Here is a 17,456-nt window from a genome sequence, read left to right as displayed (position 1 = left end):
ATGATAATTATATGGGTAAAATATTGATTTAGTTATATTAAATTTATATTTGCACAAACAAACCATGACAAAAAATTAACTTAGAAAAAGAAAATATTAAAATTGATGAAGTGTATTACAAAGAGCTATTTTATTCTTTGTATCCAAGACTTGTAAGTTATAGTTATAGTTTTGTCAAAGACAATTTTCTTGCAGAGGAAGTAGTCGAAAATGTTATGTTGCAGCTTTGGGAAAACCGTTTAAAATTCGAAAAGATAATTGATGTTAAGTCTTATCTCTACACCATGACCCGAAATGGTTCGCTTTTGATAATAAAAAAAGAGAAGAAAGTAGTTGAGTTGAATGATGAACTAGCTCACGAAACTTTGGATTTTGATTTTAATATCGTGAAAGAAGAATTATATGCGACTTTGATTGACGCTTTGAATTCGTTACCGGAAAAGTGCAAAGAAGTTTTTGAACTTTCCTGTATCGAAGGCTTGAAATACAGAGATATTGCGGAACAGCTTAATATTTCGATAAATACTGTTAAATCTCAGCGTGCCCGCGCTATAGAATTATTGAAGGTTAAGCTCAAGAATCACTCAGAACTTTTATTCCTTTTATTATTTTTATCAAAATAATTAAAAAATCTTTCCACCCTTTTTTGATGTTTTACACTCTTAGTTATATAACATTGCTTAAAATGTTAATAAACGATACTTAACATCAAAAAAATATGGCTCAAGGAAAGAAAGAATTTATAATCGCTGCTCTTATAAGAAAGGAACTTCTTACAGGAGAATTAACGATTGAAGAAAATGCTCTCTTGCAGGAATGGCTTTCTATACCCGAAAATCAAGAATATTATAAAAAAGTTATTGATATAGAAACTTTACAATCAAAGGAAAGATTCTATAAAACTGTTAATAGCGATTTAGCTTTTGAAAGAATTAAAGAAAAAATAGATTTTGGCGAAGCGCCTTTAATTTCACTTTTTGATTATAAAAAGTGGTTCAAATATGCAGCAATTTTAGTCTTTTTAGCTGGAGTTTCTTCTGTTTTCTATTATTTGAACAATGAAGATAAAATGCAGAACCAGAAGGTGGTTGTAAAAACTATTGAACCAAAATATAACAATCCAACTCTTGTTCTTGCAGATGGAACGATTACTACCTTAGAACCTGAAAAAGAAGAAATCATTTCTAAAAATGGTGTAATCTCAAATGTAAATCAGGTTTTGGTTTACGATGCTAAAGCAATTAAAGGAATGGCTTCAAATGGAGAGAATACTTTGATTGTACCTGTTGGCGGTATTTATGCTGTTATACTTTCAGACGGAACCAAAGTCTGGCTTAATTCAAAATCATCTTTAAAATATCCTGTACTATTTAGCGGAACTACTCGAGATGTAACCTTGGAAGGTGAAGCTTATTTTGAAGTGAGCAAAAATCCCCACAGTCCATTTACAGTTAAAACTAAATCTGGAAATGTTACCGTTTTAGGAACACATTTTAATGTAAGTGCTTATCAGGAAGACAAAAATTTTGAAACTACACTTGCAGAAGGAAAAGTAAAAGTTTCTGAAATAAGTAAAGCGGAAGAAAAAGAAACTCTTGTTTTAAAACCAGGGCAGCAAGCTCGTGTACGAAACGAAGCTGTGAGAGTGGTAGAAGTTGACCCTTTTGTTTACAGCGCCTGGAAAGATGGTAAGTTTTATTTCGAAAATGAAAACCTGAAAAATATTTTGACCAAAATGGTAAGATGGTACAACTTTAATGTGAGGTTCGAACAAAAATCATTAGAGCAGATTAAGTTCACAGGAATTGTTTTAAAAGACCAACCAATCGATCAATTTTTAGATATAATTAGCAAAACCTCGAATGTGAAATATAAAATAACCAAACTAAACCAAACCTATGAAGTAACCATTAGTAAGTAAAAAAAAACCGGAAAATGTTTGCACCATTTCCCGGCTAGTATTTGCTCAGTCGAAAAAAGAGTTCGAAATCAATTAACCAACCAAAACATTTTAAAAGTATGAAAAAAAAACTATCCGCAAAAGATTGTAGGGTAAAATCCGCACTTTGGGATAACTTTCTTAGTATCATGAGGAAATCTATAATATTATCCATATTTCTTTTCAATATAGTTGCTTTTGCTTATTCGCAAAAGGTCACTATAAACGCAAAAAACAAGTCAGTATCAACTGTTTTAAAAACAATTACAAGAAAGACCAATGTAGAATTTTTCTATAGTGATGATATTTTTGATTCGCATAGGATTGTAAATATTACAGTAAATAACGCTGATGTAATTGCAGTTGTCAAAAAATTGATTGGTGATAACTACAAAGCAGAATTTGTAAATAACAAATTGATTGTTATTACACTAAATACAAAAGCAGTTGCTTCATCAGCTAAAGATAACGGTCAGGTCGCTATACAAAGAAAAATCTCCGGTTTAGTTACAGATAATATGGGTCTACCAGTAATTGGGGCAACAATTTTGGTTAATGACAACAAGGAAGGTACGGTTTCTGATTTTGACGGGAAATATCAAATAATGGCAAATGAAGGTGATGTGGTGAGTTTTAGTTTTTTAGGTTTTGAAGCAAAAAAAATTAAAATTAAAGATCAGGTAGTAATTAACGTCACTCTTGAACCAATAACGAATGAGTTAAATGAGGTCGTTTTAGTAGGATATGGAAAAACGACCCGTGATAAAATAACAGGTGCTGTAACAAAATTGGACACTAAGGTATTGCAGAACACTCAAAATGTATCCTTTGCCGATGCGTTGATTGGTGTAGTTCCCGGTCTGTTTGTTCAGGAAAGTTTTTCTTCTCCGGATGCACCACCAACTATGTTATTGAGAGGTGTGGGCTCTATAAGCGCCAGTACAGAGCCCTTGATTGTGGTAGACGGCGTGCAGATGCCAAGTTCCGGGTTGGCGGCATTTATGCTAAACGCAGCCGATATACAAGATATTAGTATTTTGAAAGATGCGGCCGCGACTTCCATTTATGGATCTAAAGGAACAAATGGAGTTCTGATCGTCACTACAAAAAGAGGTACCAGAAATACAAAACTAAAGGTTGCTTTCAACAGCCGTTTAGGAGTCAAATATGCAGATCAGTCTTTTACTAATGACTTAATGAATGCTTCTCAAAAGTTAGATTTTGAAGAGTCATTGGGCTTCTATAAAACGACCCCTGCCTTACTCCAAAAAAGAAGAGCTTCTGGTCAGGATGTAAATTGGGCAGATTTATTATTAACTAACGAAATCAATCGTGAAAATGATATATCTTTTTCAGGCGGGTCAGACAAGGCTAATTATTACACTTCGCTTACTTACAACAATGTCGATAATATTTTTGGCGGTCAATATAAAAGGTATACGGTGTCAATGCGCGCAGACTATGATGTGAGCAGAAAATTAAAAGTAGGATTTTCGGGAAATTTTGGAAACGTAAATGAGCAGGATAAACGTATAGTGGGATCACCGTTTTCAAATGCATTTCTTTTAAATCCTTGGCTGCCAATTAAAGATGATGCTGGAAATTCATTGCGATTATTGGATGTTGGTAATTCAACCGCAGTTCCTTATAACCCAATATTTGTAAGAGATAATACAAATATAAATAATAACCGCAAAAATATCGGAGGAAGCGCAAATCTTACCTACACTCCAGTAAAATGGTTAACGTTAAATGGTATTTTGGGAGCTAATTTCAATACCTCTAAAAATAATACTTTTGAAAATGTGATTGTTAACGGAGGTGCGCTCACTTACAATACGGGTGACAGTAATAATTACACTGGAACACTGACCGCTACTTTAGCACATACATTTCAAAAACATGCATTTGATATGGTTATGGGGTATGAAGTAAACGAGAGTGAGAACAACAGTTTTTCCGTGACAGCAAAGGATTTTAGTTCTGATGCTGTGCAGACAATAAGTGCTGCGAAAACCGTTGGTACAATCACAGAACGAAAATCTCAGGCAGGTTCACTCTCTTATTTTTCCCGATTAAATTATACCTTCAATAATAGTTACAACCTTTCACTTTCATTCAGGAGAGATGGTTCCTCTCGTTTTGGAAACAATAATAAATATGCCAATTTTTGGTCTGTAGGGTCTTCATGGGATATGCATAAAGATTTACTTAATGGAAATAAAACAGTGAGTTCCTTAAAATTGAGAGCCAGTGTTGGAACTTCGGGAAACGACTTTATTGGTGATTTTGCTTCTCAATCATTGTATGGTTACAGAAGTCAGATTACTTATGCGGGAAGCACAGCTCCATACCTGACAAGAGGCGAAAATGAAGATTTAACCTGGGAGAAAAACTTTAATGTGAACGCTGGTATTGATTATGGTTTCTTTAATAATAGAATTACCGGTACAGTTGATTATTATGTTAGAACTACTAAAGACCTTTTGAATAATAAGCCAATACCCCTTACTTCAGGTTTCTCAGAACTTGTTTCTAATATTGGGGATTTCAGAAATGAGGGTATAGAAATCGGTCTGCACAGTGTAAATATCAAAAATCAGAGTTTTACATGGACAACTGATTTTAATTTTGCTAACAATAAAGGAACGGTTTTATCCTTATCAGACGATAAAGATATTTTATCAAATTCAGGATCTACGGTTTTTAAGGCCGGAAGTGCAATAAGATCTTTTTATATTGTGGATTGGGCAGGAGTAAATCCGGTAACGGGCTTCAATCAATACAGGGCTGCAGATGGAAAATTAGTAGATTTTAATACCAACAGAACCAATTCTAACACTGCCGAAATTAATAACCTTAGACAAGTAATTAATAAAACTTCGATTCCTAAGTACTATGGAGGTTTAACGAACACTTTTATGTATAAAAATGTAGATATGTCTTTCTTGATTTCATATGCTGCGGGACATTATGTGTTAAATGAAGGAGTATATAATTTATACAATAATCCCGCATTCAACCAGAGTGTTGACGTGGCTAATGCATGGAAAAATCCGGGCGACCAGTCTGATTTAGCCATAAGACAGGTATTTTTAACGAGACCAACAGCATCAATGGTATCAGATTATAAAGCGTCCTCTCAATTTCTTGAAAATGCGAGCTATATAAAATTGAAAAATATTACGATTGGCTACTCTATTGACAAAGAAGTTGCAAAAAAAATTGGAGTAGACCGTCTTAGATTTTTTCTTCAGGGGCAAAATCTTTTCACTAAATCGGCTGTAAATTATATAGATCCTGAATATGCTACCGCAGCGGGGGCAATTGGACTTTCTTCTTCTATTGTCAGAGGATACTCATTTGGAGCTAATGTTAATTTTTAAGAAAGCGGATAGTCTAAGTATGCATTTTCGTAGCAAGGCATATCAGACAATAGGAAAATAAAATTCTACAGGACAGATAAAATAAACACAATAGAATAGATGAAAACAAATATAAAATTATTATTTACCACAGTGCTGGTTACTTTTTTAAGTGCATGTACTGATGATATTATAAATAAAGAACCTTTAGATGAATTATCACCTGAAACTCTTTTTCAGACAGATGGTGGTTTTAGAAGTGCCCTCGATGGTGTTTATGGGGTTATGAAACAAGATTTTTTCGGTTATTCACATGGAATTTACAGTATTCCGGAAGCCATCAGCGATGATGTGGTAGGTTCATCCAATTCAAAGGACTATTCCTTTGATGGTAGTTTAGAAAATATTTATCCGCTCGCTTATACCAGCACAACAGCAAATATCGAAGGATTTTGGAAAGTATCGTATCAGGCGCTAAACAATGTAAATACTATAATTAGACAAGCCAGAAAAAGTACACTTGCTAATAAAAATGCATTTTTAGGTGAAGCATTAGGTATAAGAGCGCTTTTGTATTACAATTTATACCGTTTTTATGCTCCGGCTTATAACACTAATAAAACAGCATTGGCAGTACCGTATCGATTTGAAACTGATGCGCTTTTAGAAATTAAGCCCCGCAACACATCAGCTGAAGTTATCAATTACATTCTGGCAGATTTGAATGAAGCCGCGCCTCTGGCTACTAATGTGGTTAATTCTTATCGAGTATCAAAAACAGCTATTTATGCATTGCTGGCACGTGTGTCTCATGAAACAGGCGATTACAAAAATGCTATTGTATATGCTAATTTAGCCCTGACAGATACGAGATACAAATTAGATACCACGCTTGCGGCACTCCAAAAAGAATGGGATAAGGATGATTCTGGTGAAATTATGTTTAGAATTCGCTTTGAAAATACCGAAGTACAGTATACTGCTGGAATTTTTGCCATACCTGTAATGTCCAGTTATCCTTATTTAGTATCAAATGATTTGATAAATCTCTACGATCAGAATAAAGATCTCCGATTCTCAGTATACTTTAAAACTCATCCTACAGTAAAAGGAAGCTATTTCCCAAAGAAGCAGGCTGGAACCAGAACAACAAATGCCGCAACATTTGATCCCGGAAACATTGATCTTAAATTAATAAGAGTGCCAGAAATGTATCTCATATTGGCAGAATCATATTTAAAGGAAAATAACAGTGCAGCAGCGTTGGTGAATCTCAATAAACTTAGAAACGCAAGAGGTTTAGGTGACTTTTTAGGAGCAGATCTGAATAAAGAAATCCTAAACGAACGCAGGAGAGAACTGGCATTTGAAGGATTTAGATTTACAGATCTAAAGCGACTTGGCTTAGGCCTGGCCAGAGTGGGCGACGTTGGTTTGTCGCCTAATGCAGATCGATTTGCTTTACCGATTCCGCAAGCAGAAATTGACCGTTCGGGAATTCCACAAAACCCGGGATACTAAAAGACATACAGAGTCCATATTTCTGTTTAAATGAGCGGGCTCATAATGTCAATTTCAAATAAAATATACAACTTAAAAAAATGAAGAAAAAACAACTGCTTATCTGTTTGTTTTTAGTCTGTACAATACTTATGGGCTATTCGCAAACTAAAGGAAACTTAAAAATTACTATCCTTAAAAACGGATTTATTTTTGACGATAAATTTGATAGTAAAAAAGGGAGTATTGTAATGGAGGAGGATAAGATTAAAGACATTTTTTATACAGATGATCTTGCTAAATATCCAGGAGCTACTATAATCGATATTACTGGAAAATATGTGATGCCAGGACTGATTGATTCACATGTTCATTTAGCCACAGCATCGTATCAGGACAGGGAAAAATACAATAAATATATGCAGGATCAACTTTCTAAAATGATCTATGCCGGAATTACCACGGTAAGAGACATGACTGGAAATGCGATTATTCTGGCAGACTACAAACGTGCCAGTAACTTTAATCAACTGCCTGCTCCATCCATTTTTTATGCTGCTCAGTTTGGAGGACCAGCCTATTTTGATATGGAGAGAAAGTTTAGCAAGGATAAAGGCGATACCCCTTGGGCACAAACCATTACGGAGCAAACAGATATGAAAATTGCTGTTGCAGAAGCAAAAGGAGCAGGAGCGACCGGAATTAAAATATATTCTGACTTGACCTCGGATCTGATTGAAAAAATTGTAAAAGAAGCAAAACTTCAGGGATTGCAAAGCTGGAGCCATGCTGCAGTTTTTCCAGCCACACCCACTGATGTTGCCAATGCAAGAGTAAACAGCATGTCTCATGCGTTTGATATTCCTTTTGATTTTGTTACTGAAAAAATGAATAGATCTAAAAGACCAGCTATTGATGAAAAAAAACTCGATAAACTCTTATTGCTGATGAAAAACAACAACATTATATTGGATGCTACTAATTATATTGGAAACAATAATAAGCTTTATGCTGGTGTAACGGTAACTAAAAGGGCTCATGAACTTGGAGTCAAGGTATCTACTGGAACAGATTGGCCATATTTATTTGAAAAAGATAATGTTGTTCCCTTATTCAAAGAAATAAAGATTCTGACTAAAGACTGTGGTTTTACCAACAAGGATGTACTGATAAGTGCGACAAAAGTTGGAGCAGAAAGTATTGGGGTAGAAGATAGAGGAGTTATAGCAATAGGCAAGCGAGCAGATCTTTATATCACAAATTCAGATCCGGCAAAGCAGATCGAAAACTTGCAAGATGGTTTTATGACCATTAAATCCGGGATTATTTATACTGAAAATAAAATTTAATTTATTCTAAAACTGTATTAACAAAACAAATTAAAATATAATGAAAAAATGGTATTGTTTAGGGATCGTAGCCCTAGTTTTCAATTTACATACTTTTGCACAAAAAGCAACAACTGATTATGTGAGTCTTTCCGGAAAAATAACAGAGAAAAACTCAGATTCTTTACTGGTGTTCAAGGGTAGAACTAAAATAAAAAGAATAAATGTTAACAAAGATGGCTCCTTTGCTGACACGTTAAGAGTAAAAGAGGGGTATTACGGAATATTTGATGGTAGAGAACAAGGTTTTTTTTATTTCAAAAATGGTTATAATTTGAAAATTACTTTTGACACCAAGCAATGGGATGAAACAATGGATTTTAAAGGTGAGGGCGAAATACCTAATAAATATCTGTTCAGGAAAGCCTTATATTCTGAAAAAGCAACTGGAGATAAATCTATATTTAAATTAGGTAACGATGAATTTATGAAAAAAATAGATGAAATCGTTGCTGGTTACCAACAAATACTCAAAGAAACCAAGGGGTTAGATACATCTTTTATTGCTCTTGAAGAAAAGGATTTTGAAGAATTTAAAAAAAGTAGTGTCGCCAGATATAACAGAACTACCGGAATGAAAAAGCATCAGGATGAAATTCTGCCTAAAGGAATGGCTTCTCCAAAATTCTTCAATTTTGAAAACTACAATGGAGGTACGACATCCTTAGATGATTTGAAAGGGAAGTTTGTTTATATCGATTTATGGGCTACCTGGTGTGGACCTTGTAAAAAAGAAATACCTTTTCTTAAAGTTTTGGAAAAAGAGTTTCACGATCAAAATATAAGCTTCGTTAGTATTTCTGTCGACCGTGTAAAAGATCATGATAAATGGAAAAAAATGGTAGCAGATCTTCAATTGACCGGTATTCAGTTATTTGCAAATGGCGATACCACTTTTGAGACAGCTTATGAGGTGGCCGGTATTCCGCGATTCATTTTGCTTGATCCGAAGGGCAATATTGTCGATCCAAATGCGCCAAGACCATCTGACGAAGGATTAAAAAAATCGTTAAAAGAATTGTTAAACGCAATTTGATAGTGATTGAAAAATTTAAGCCGTGTTTTCTTTACAGTAATAAAGACTGCATTTTGAAAATACTTTTTAAATATTTGAATACTTCTTGGTAATATTTGTTTCAATAAGAAAAATTTGAATTAGTAAACAGATTTAGATACTACTAATGAAGAAAGATAAGAGGACTAAATACAAGCAGTCCTCTTTCTTTATTAACAAGTTAAAATAATTACTTTCAATTTTGATTAGGAGGAGGTTTGTATGTCTTGTTAAGGTTAAATTAAAACATATGAATTTTGTAAATTTATTAAATTGTAATAGCATTTGATAAATTTCTCGATAATAAATTTAGTAGCTATTAGTAAACTTTCGTTATCATTTCATCTATAGGCAAACGAACTTTTTTCGTAGCTGCCATATAGTCTTTTTCGGAATCACGGTATCCTAAAGCGAGGATAACTGTAGAATGCAACCCTTTTTCTTTCAAACCCAAAACGGCATCAATAGTTGCGGCATTAAACCCTTCGATAGGAGTGGCATCCACTTTCAATTCTGCTGCAGCAATAAGTGCTGTTCCTAGTGCAATATATGCCTGTTTGGCCGCCCAAAGGGCTTTTTGTTCTGCGTTAATAGCATTGAAATAAGAATGTAGTCCATTTCTAAATCCTGATAAGGCACCAGCGTCAAGACCTCTTTGCTTTTCTGTCATTGCCATATAATCGTCAATGTAAGTGGAAGACATGTCAGTGAATGCAGCAAAAACCAACAAATGAGAGCAAGAGCTAATTTGTCCATTAAACGAATCAGCACCTAATTTTTTTTGAATTTCCGGGTTGCTTACAACAAAAACACGGTAAGATTGCAGACCACAAGAAGATGCTGAAAGATTTATAGCCTCTAAGATCTGATCGATCTTCTCTTCTGTTACTTTAATATTATTGTAAGCTTTTGTGGCGTAGCGCCATTTTAAATTTTCTATCAAATTCATTGCTATGTCTATCTTAATTTTTGGCAAATATAAATGATATTGTTTTCTTTTTCGAGTTTTTGAAGCGCTCTGGGAAACTCCAAATCCATCATCTTAAGCCACTAAAGAATATTTATCTGTTTTTATTCATTATTGTATTTGTTTGCAGATTAATAATCTTTAAAAATAAGTACTAAAAGAATAATTAACTGAATTTATGTATAAATAAAAATATTTAATCTTTTATATTCAAATTTGCAGGGTAAAAAAACTAAATAGTGTCATCAGATGAAAGCAAACATACAAGAAGATAGGGGAATAAACGAAAAGCAGAATAGTGTAAACACCCAGAATACAATCCAAAATGATTTTGCATTCACACTAAAAAGCACTTGTTTAGATGAAAACTATCACCCCTCAAGTGAAACGCGTTTGACAACCAATTTTGCAAACCTGGCCAGAGGAGCTAATCGCCAACAAAACTTACGTAATGCATTAAATATGATTAACAATCGATTCAATGCATTGGCTCATTTGGATAATCCAAAAGGGGATCGTTACCTTGTAGGACTTGAAATCATCACAGTAACGATGAGTATTGATGATAAGAATGGTAGTAACAATCTGCCGTTGATTGAAGTTTTAAAAACGAATATTTTTGACCACAAGACTAGCCAGCGTATCGAAGGTATTGCCGGAAATAATTTTTCGTCTTATGTTCGTGATTATGATTTCAGTATTTTATTGACCGAGCACAATAAAAATAAATCTAATTTTTGTATTCCTGAAAATTTTGGTGATCTGCACGGAAAACTTTATAAGTGTTTTGTCAATTCAGCCACTTATAAAGAGCACTTTAAGATGTCACCGATCATTTGTCTAAGTGTATCGAGCAACAAAATTTATACCCGCACTGAGTATCAGCATCCGGTTCTGGGTTTTGAGTATCTGCAGGATCAGTATTCTATCACTGATGAATATTTCTCTAAAATGGGCTTAAAAGTTCGTTTTTTCATGCCTGCGAATAGTATGGCACCGATGGCTTTTTATCATTCCGGAGATCTGCTTGCTGATTATACTGATCTTGGACTAATCAGCTCAATCAGCACGATGGAGACTTTCCAGAAAATTTATCGCCCTGAAATTTACAATGCAAATTCAGTGGCTGGGAAAATCTATCAACCTAATCTTAAACAGGAAGATTATTCACTGACTCGCGTGGTTTATGACCGCGAAGAGCGCAGTCGATTGGCCGTTGAACAGGGTAAATATGCAGAAGAGCATTTCATTAAGCCTTACAAAAGTCTCCTGGAACAATGGTCTGCTAATTTTACCCTTTAATTGATTACAACGCATTAAAATTATACTACTATGAAGAAATTATTATTACCCACCTCAATTGTTGGAAGTTTACCCAAACCTGCCTGGCTTGCACCACCCGAAAAACTTTGGTCACCATGGAAATTAGAAGGCGATCAGCTGCTTGAAGGAAAACAAGATGCTTTACGCATTTCGCTGCAGGAACAGCAATTAGCAGATCTGGATATTATTTGTGACGGCGAGCAGACACGTCAGCATTTTGTAACGACTTTTATCGAGCATTTAAGCGGTGTAGATTTTGAAAATCGTAAAACAGTAAAAATCCGTAACCGTTATGACGCGAGTGTTCCAGTGGTTGTAGGTGAGGTTGCGCGTCAAAAAGCAGTTTTTGTTGAAGATGCTAAATTTTTGCGTAAACAGACTAATAAGCCTATAAAATGGGCATTGCCAGGCCCGCTGACAATGGTAGATACCTTGTACGACGGCCATTATAAAAGCCGGGAAAAACTGGCGTGGGAATTTGCGAAAGCACTCAATGAAGAAGCAAGAGAACTTCAAGGTGCAGGTGTAGATATTATCCAGTTTGATGAACCTGCATTTAATGTGTTCTTTGATGAAGTAAACGATTGGGGAATGGCAGCATTAGAAAGAGCCATTGAAGGTTTACACTGTCAAACTGCTGTTCATATTTGCTATGGTTATGGAATACAGGCAAATACTGATTGGAAAAAGACATTAGGTTCAGAGTGGCGACAATACGAAGAAATTTTTCCGAAAATTCAAAAATCTAAAATTGATGTGGTGTCTTTAGAATGTCACAACTCCAATGTGCCTTTAGATTTAATGGAACTTGTTCGCGGTAAAAAAGTAATGGTCGGTGCTATTGATGTAGCAACCAACACTATCGAAACACCAGAAGAAGTAGCTGCTACCCTCCGTAAAGCTCTTGAGTTTGTAGATGCCGAAAATCTTTACCCTTCTACAAACTGCGGTATGGCACCGTTATCTAGAGATATAGCCAGAGGCAAGTTAAGTGCTTTAAGCGCAGGAGCAGAAATTATACGTAAAGAACTTGGGATTTAGTCTCAATATATTAATAATGAATTCCGTGCCTCCACGGAGGAATAATATTTAAACACATTGAAGAAATTATTAGAAGTATTAAAAAAAGCAGGTTTCGACGGTTTCCTGTTAATGATAGCCACCATGATTCTGATGGCTTATTTTTTGCCAAAACCAGGTATGGTCAAAGAACCTGTTTCGCTGGAGGAGATTGCCAATGCTGGCGTTTCCTTGATTTTCTTGTTTTATGGCATGCGACTGAGTGTTGAGAAACTAAAAGCCGGACTTTCTAACTGGAAAATGCACATTGTTATTCAGTTGACAACCTTTTTATTTTTTCCGCTCATTGTTTTGGCATTTCGCCCGTTGTTTGTCAATAATGGCTTCGAGCTGCTTTGGCTGGGTGTGTTTTTTCTGGCAGCATTGCCGTCCACAGTTTCCTCTTCGGTGGTCATGGTTTCCATTGCTAAGGGAAACATTCCTGCAGCCATTTTCAATGCAAGTATTTCCAGTTTAATCGGAGTAGTCGTGACGCCGATCTGGGTTGGGCTGTTTATAGCTTCTGTGACAGGCGATTTTGATGTCACTCAAATCGTGATAAAGTTGATTCTTCAGGTCTTGCTGCCTGTCATCATTGGCATAAGCCTCAATTCCCGTTTAGGTGCCATTGCCGAAAAATACAAGAAACAACTCAAATATTTCGATCAGGCAGTTATTCTAACGATTATTTACACGTCGTTTTGCAAGTCATTTTCCGAACATCTTTTTGAAGGCTTCACCGCCCTTGAACTTGCCGGACTCGCTGCAGGGATGATGGCGTTGTTTTTTGCCGTATTCTTTTGTGTCGGACTACTCAGCCGCCTGCTTGGTTTTTCAGATGAAGACCGTATTACTGTCTTATTCTGCGGATCTAAAAAGTCATTGGTACACGGCACCGTTATGTCAAAAGTACTTTTTCAGCACAGTACTATCACCGGCATCGTATTGCTGCCCGTCATGCTTTACCATGCCTTGCAATTGATTGCCGCTAGTATCATCGCTCAGGGTATGGCTCGACGAAAAGAAGTTGCATAGATAGACTCTGTATGTAACTTATTCTATGTCATTCTATAAAATATTACCATTAAGATTTTTATACTGTAAATATACGTTTTGAAGGTTGTTGTGTTTTTTACCTCTGTAAAATAAGATTTTTGTATTGTTTTGGGTTATATTTGAAGAATATTATTCTGATTTAAAAATAAATTAAACCTATTTAAAGTAATATTCTATGGAACAAATAGACGATATTGATCTTCAGCTATTAAATATACTTCACGATAATTCTAAATACACTGTAAAAGAGCTTGCTAAAATGGTAAATCTTTCGGCATCACCTGTTTTTGAGCGAATTAAAAGATTGGAAAACAACGGTTATATTAAAAAATATATAGCCTTGTTGGATGCAGAAAAATTAAACAGGGGATTCATCGTTTTCTGTAATATCAAACTTAAACAGCACGATCGTAATATTGGGAATCAATTTGTTAGTGATATTATGAAAATCGAAGAAGTTGTGGAATGCTATAATATCTCAGGTGATTACGATTTTTTAATGAAAGTTTCTGCTAAAGACATGAAGCATTATCAGGATTTTGTGTTTAATAAATTGGGATCAGTTGAAAGTATAGGGAGTACCCAAAGTACCTTTGTTATGTCAGAGATAAAAAATATGTATGGATAGTTCCGCGATGGCTTATTGATTTGAAATTTGCTTTAGCTTTTGTGACAGAAAATCTATTAAGTCCATTTTGCAATTATTTTATATTTAACATCGAAAAACTGCAATAAATCAAAAGAGAAAAAAACTATATCCTTAACGGGACTTCGAACCATTGTTCAGTTCTGATTAAATCTCAGATAAAACCACTTTTAGATTGTTTATTTCAAACAAACTAGAAAAACTCGAACCATGAAATGTTAGGTTTTAAAGGCTTGAAAAATCTACATATTTGTGTATAAAAAAAAACCATTTCGTTAGAAATGGGATTTTAAGTTTGTGACGTTGACGACACAATTTCACGAACATTTTATGCAAGATTTAAAGAAATTGGTTTATTTTCAATCAATTTTATAAGATATTTACTTTAAGTTTTACTTCAGAATCGGTTTGTATGTATCGTGCTTGTACTTCAAATCATTTTCTTTTAGTTAATATGAGAATATTAATTTCTGGAGTTGTAATAGCAAAATATTTTAAAGCACTGTTTTTCTTTTTGCGTCTTTATTGTTTTAACTCTGAAGACCTTGTGTTCTGCATCCACTTTTTGGTATGAACTCCAACTCTAGTTTAGCATTAAACAAGTTCTTAATTTTGAATTTCAAGACCTAATCTTTCCAAACTTCCAATTATACGCATAGTTAAATCTTCTGTCAGTACATAACTCGAAAGCATTGCTTTAATTTTTACTGGCGTTTCTGGTTCAATTTCTATAAGTTTTGCCAGATATTTTTTAGCTTCTGTATCTTCATTCAAAAACGATAGCGAAACGGATTTTAGCAACGGATCCCAGAAAGTTTCTTCACTATCCATCTTTTCGGCCCAAAGAAAAGCATTTCGATAATCTTCTTTTGCCATATAATAGTAACAATACCCAATGTTTATCCACCATGGATAATGAGGATTTGTTTGTATCGCCTTGTCCATAATTACAAAACCTTTTTCAAAGTAACCTGCGAAAATAAGCAGACAACCTACTCCTGAAACCATTCCGGAAGAATAAGGATTAATACTAATACATTTTTCTGCGCAAGCTAAGCATGCTTCAGGATTTCTTCGAAATAAATTAGCCCATGTTAAAGTATGCCAGGCGTGCTGGCAATCAGGATCAATTTTTACGGATCTCATTAAACAAGCGTATGCTTGAGCTATGGTATCTTCGTTGTTGTCTATTCCAAGTGCAATACCATCGAGATAAAATTCTCCCATCATGGCCCAGGTAACGGCATGATCAGGATGCAATTTTACAGCGTCACTTAAAGCATTAAATGCCGCTTTATAGTTTTCGAGAGAGTAGGACCGTTGATACCTGTAATAGTTGTATATACCTTTCCATGTACTTAATTTACTGGATATTCGCTCTGGGAAGGTTTTAATTATTTCCTTAAAAATAAAGCCATAATATCCTCCTAAAATGCTAACTATATTTTGAACAATTTCATTTTGGATTTTATCAATATTTTCAACGACGTTATGTTCAAATAATTTTGTCATAATATTTTCACCGGTTAAAGTATTGATAAGGTTTATTCTTATCTGCAGTTTTTCATCATTGTTGCTAAAACTTCCGGTTATAATAAAATCGGCACCAATCAATCTGGCGGCTTCGAGTTTATTATCGTTTATTTTGGAAATTATTTTAGCATTAAAGTTTCCTATAACAGCTATTTCCTGAAAACGGGAAAGTTCAGCACTTAATTCCTCAGTAAGTACTAGGGAATATATATCTAAATTTTTTTTTTGATTTAATGATTTAAAGGGAAATATAGCAATAACAGGCATAGATTTGTCCTGAGATAAGTTAGGGAGTGTAAAATCTTTATAGATAAATTCAGGAATATAACAGCCTTTAGGAATTATTATTTGTAAAGAATTATGGGCACCCTCACTCGTATAATACTTTTCTAAAAATCTTCTCAATCTCCCGGCATGAATACGTACGACCGAGTCATCATGAGAGTTAAAATCTGTAGATCTGTTCAGCACATTAACAGCTATCGTATATTCTTTAATAGTGTTTTGCTTTTCATTAATTGTCTCCGTTACAATGTATTTTAAAAATTTAACTAAAATAGGAGATTTTTTAAGCAATGAAAATTGCAAAACAGATTCTAATTCTTTAAAAATTTGGTCATGGGTAATTTTTTTTACAGCCTCCATATAATTACATACAATTATTCGAAAATGGGTTAAATGGCAAATATTTACATTGAAGTAAAGTTAATTTTTTTTCAAAATACAAATGTAATTTAGTGTTTAATTTGTAAGAATTTAACCTTTGTTTATGTGTTATTTCTTACTTTTAACCGTGAAATTTAACTTTCATTTTACTTTGTTTAACGCAAATCTGCAATTACTTCTATTTACATTTGATTGATATTCAATGTAACACCATCTTAAAATGTCAGTTCCATTAGCCTTACAAACAGAAAAATTTGCAAACTGCCAGGAAATCTTAAAAATTTATTATTTGGTAGACCAAAATTTCAAAAATATCTGCGATGATTATTGCACAAGTAAAGAGCGGGTGGAAATTTTTAAGACAAAGATTGAGGAAGATTTTCGATCCAGGCTTGAATATGAAAACTTATCAAAAGAACTAGAAGAAGAAATCCTAATTTATATTGCCAGAAACTCAGAGTAACCAAACATCTAGGTAATTAGAACAATAGATATTTTATTAAACTGTTAGTACATAATCACTATGAAAAAAATGCTTTTAAGAATGGTATGTCTAAAAAATATGACCCTTTTAATATGTTTAGCCTTTTTTAGCCCAATGCAGGCCCAGGATGCTGAAGCTAAAAAAAGTATGGAAATTTATGGCTTTATCATGACCGATGTAGGTTATAATTTTAATCAGATCCAGGCTGATTGGTATGATGTAGTCCGACCAACAAAACTTCCGGCTTTTGAAAATCAGTACGGGGTAGACGGCAATTACTACGCATCTGTTCGTCAAACGAGATTTGGTATAAAAAATTATTTTGACACAGGAATTGGAGAATTAAAAACACAATTTGAATTTGAATTGTTCGGAACCGGTGTCGATGCCGGTCAGACTACTTTTCGTTTACGCCATGCTTATGCCGAATTAGGAAAATTTGGAGCTGGACAAACCTGGAGCCCTTTTATGGATAT

The 17,456-nt window shown here is 34.3% G+C and carries 13 protein-coding genes; 11 read left to right on the top strand and 2 right to left on the bottom strand.

Annotated elements, in window-relative coordinates:
- Nucleotides 1–110: 110 nt before the first annotated feature.
- The 6 genes from B0A65_RS22645 to B0A65_RS22620 all read left to right on the top strand — a co-directional run bounded on the left by B0A65_RS22645 (nucleotide 111) and on the right by B0A65_RS22620 (nucleotide 9,228).
- A complete protein-coding gene (locus B0A65_RS22645; protein ID WP_074658148.1) occupies nucleotides 111–623 on the top strand; it encodes an RNA polymerase sigma factor in 513 nt (170 codons plus the stop codon).
- A gap of 95 nt (nucleotides 624–718) precedes the next feature.
- Nucleotides 719–1,921: a FecR family protein gene (locus B0A65_RS22640; protein ID WP_074658151.1), complete on the top strand. Its 1,203-nt coding sequence runs from the start codon at nucleotides 719–721 to the stop codon at nucleotides 1,919–1,921.
- Nucleotides 1,922–2,019: 98 nt separating this feature from the next.
- A complete protein-coding gene (locus tag B0A65_RS22635) occupies nucleotides 2,020–5,325 on the top strand; it encodes a SusC/RagA family TonB-linked outer membrane protein (protein ID WP_074658153.1) in 3,306 nt (1,101 codons plus the stop codon).
- 99 nt (nucleotides 5,326–5,424) lie between these two features.
- A complete protein-coding gene (locus B0A65_RS22630; RefSeq protein ID WP_074658155.1) occupies nucleotides 5,425–6,825 on the top strand; it encodes a RagB/SusD family nutrient uptake outer membrane protein in 1,401 nt (466 codons plus the stop codon).
- A gap of 80 nt (nucleotides 6,826–6,905) precedes the next feature.
- On the top strand, nucleotides 6,906–8,153 hold the full coding sequence (locus B0A65_RS22625) for an amidohydrolase family protein (protein ID WP_074658156.1): 1,248 nt from the start codon (nucleotides 6,906–6,908) through the stop codon (nucleotides 8,151–8,153).
- 40 nt (nucleotides 8,154–8,193) lie between these two features.
- Nucleotides 8,194–9,228 carry a TlpA family protein disulfide reductase gene (locus B0A65_RS22620; RefSeq protein WP_074658158.1) on the top strand — a complete coding sequence of 345 codons (1,035 nt, stop codon included), beginning with the start codon at nucleotides 8,194–8,196 and terminating at the stop codon, nucleotides 9,226–9,228.
- 337 nt (nucleotides 9,229–9,565) lie between these two features.
- On the opposite strand, the gene B0A65_RS22615 is transcribed toward B0A65_RS22620, so the two are convergent.
- Nucleotides 9,566–10,195, bottom strand: coding sequence for a nitroreductase family protein (locus tag B0A65_RS22615; RefSeq protein ID WP_074658160.1), 630 nt, complete (start codon nucleotides 10,193–10,195; stop codon nucleotides 9,566–9,568).
- 267 nt (nucleotides 10,196–10,462) lie between these two features.
- Here B0A65_RS22615 and B0A65_RS22610 point away from each other — a divergent pair, with 267 nt between their 5' ends.
- The 4 genes from B0A65_RS22610 (at nucleotide 10,463) to B0A65_RS22595 (ending at nucleotide 14,279) form a co-directional block, all read left to right on the top strand.
- Nucleotides 10,463–11,515 carry a DUF1852 domain-containing protein gene (locus B0A65_RS22610; protein ID WP_083370387.1) on the top strand — a complete coding sequence of 351 codons (1,053 nt, stop codon included), beginning with the start codon at nucleotides 10,463–10,465 and terminating at the stop codon, nucleotides 11,513–11,515.
- 30 nt (nucleotides 11,516–11,545) lie between these two features.
- Nucleotides 11,546–12,577 carry a methionine synthase gene (locus B0A65_RS22605; protein ID WP_074658162.1) on the top strand — a complete coding sequence of 344 codons (1,032 nt, stop codon included), beginning with the start codon at nucleotides 11,546–11,548 and terminating at the stop codon, nucleotides 12,575–12,577.
- A gap of 57 nt (nucleotides 12,578–12,634) precedes the next feature.
- Nucleotides 12,635–13,630: a bile acid:sodium symporter family protein gene (locus tag B0A65_RS22600; RefSeq protein ID WP_074658164.1), complete on the top strand. Its 996-nt coding sequence runs from the start codon at nucleotides 12,635–12,637 to the stop codon at nucleotides 13,628–13,630.
- Nucleotides 13,631–13,826: 196 nt separating this feature from the next.
- On the top strand, nucleotides 13,827–14,279 hold the full coding sequence (locus B0A65_RS22595; protein WP_047775354.1) for an Lrp/AsnC family transcriptional regulator: 453 nt from the start codon (nucleotides 13,827–13,829) through the stop codon (nucleotides 14,277–14,279).
- A 624-nt stretch (nucleotides 14,280–14,903) separates the two neighbouring features.
- Here B0A65_RS22595 and B0A65_RS22590 read toward each other — a convergent pair.
- On the bottom strand, nucleotides 14,904–16,475 hold the full coding sequence (locus B0A65_RS22590; protein WP_074658166.1) for a tetratricopeptide repeat protein: 1,572 nt from the start codon (nucleotides 16,473–16,475) through the stop codon (nucleotides 14,904–14,906).
- Nucleotides 16,476–17,058: 583 nt separating this feature from the next.
- Here B0A65_RS22590 and B0A65_RS22580 point away from each other — a divergent pair.
- Nucleotides 17,059–17,456, top strand: a 398-nt coding sequence (locus tag B0A65_RS22580) for a DcaP family trimeric outer membrane transporter (RefSeq protein WP_242670344.1), incomplete at its 3' end; no start/stop codon positions are given.

This window comes from Flavobacterium frigidimaris, assembly GCF_002217275.1.
Lineage (GTDB): Bacteria > Bacteroidota > Bacteroidia > Flavobacteriales > Flavobacteriaceae > Flavobacterium > Flavobacterium aquidurense.
Note: the sequence above shows the minus strand (reverse complement) of the source record. Positions and strands in the feature narration are given on the sequence as shown.

Excerpts from the sequence above, each read along its gene's own strand:
- B0A65_RS22640 (WP_074658151.1), top strand. The coding sequence starts at position 719 with ATGGCTCAAGGAAAGAAAGAATTTATAATCGCTGCTCTTATAAGAAAG.
- B0A65_RS22635 (WP_074658153.1), top strand. The coding sequence starts at position 2,020 with ATGAAAAAAAAACTATCCGCAAAAGATTGTAGGGTAAAATCCGCACTT.
- B0A65_RS22630 (WP_074658155.1), top strand. The coding sequence starts at position 5,425 with ATGAAAACAAATATAAAATTATTATTTACCACAGTGCTGGTTACTTTT.
- B0A65_RS22625 (WP_074658156.1), top strand. The coding sequence starts at position 6,906 with ATGAAGAAAAAACAACTGCTTATCTGTTTGTTTTTAGTCTGTACAATA.
- B0A65_RS22620 (WP_074658158.1), top strand. The coding sequence starts at position 8,194 with ATGAAAAAATGGTATTGTTTAGGGATCGTAGCCCTAGTTTTCAATTTA.
- B0A65_RS22615 (WP_074658160.1), bottom strand. The coding sequence starts at position 10,195 with ATGAATTTGATAGAAAATTTAAAATGGCGCTACGCCACAAAAGCTTAC.
- B0A65_RS22610 (WP_083370387.1), top strand. The coding sequence starts at position 10,463 with ATGAAAGCAAACATACAAGAAGATAGGGGAATAAACGAAAAGCAGAAT.
- B0A65_RS22605 (WP_074658162.1), top strand. The coding sequence starts at position 11,546 with ATGAAGAAATTATTATTACCCACCTCAATTGTTGGAAGTTTACCCAAA.
- B0A65_RS22595 (WP_047775354.1), top strand. The coding sequence starts at position 13,827 with ATGGAACAAATAGACGATATTGATCTTCAGCTATTAAATATACTTCAC.
- B0A65_RS22590 (WP_074658166.1), bottom strand. The coding sequence starts at position 16,475 with ATGGAGGCTGTAAAAAAAATTACCCATGACCAAATTTTTAAAGAATTA.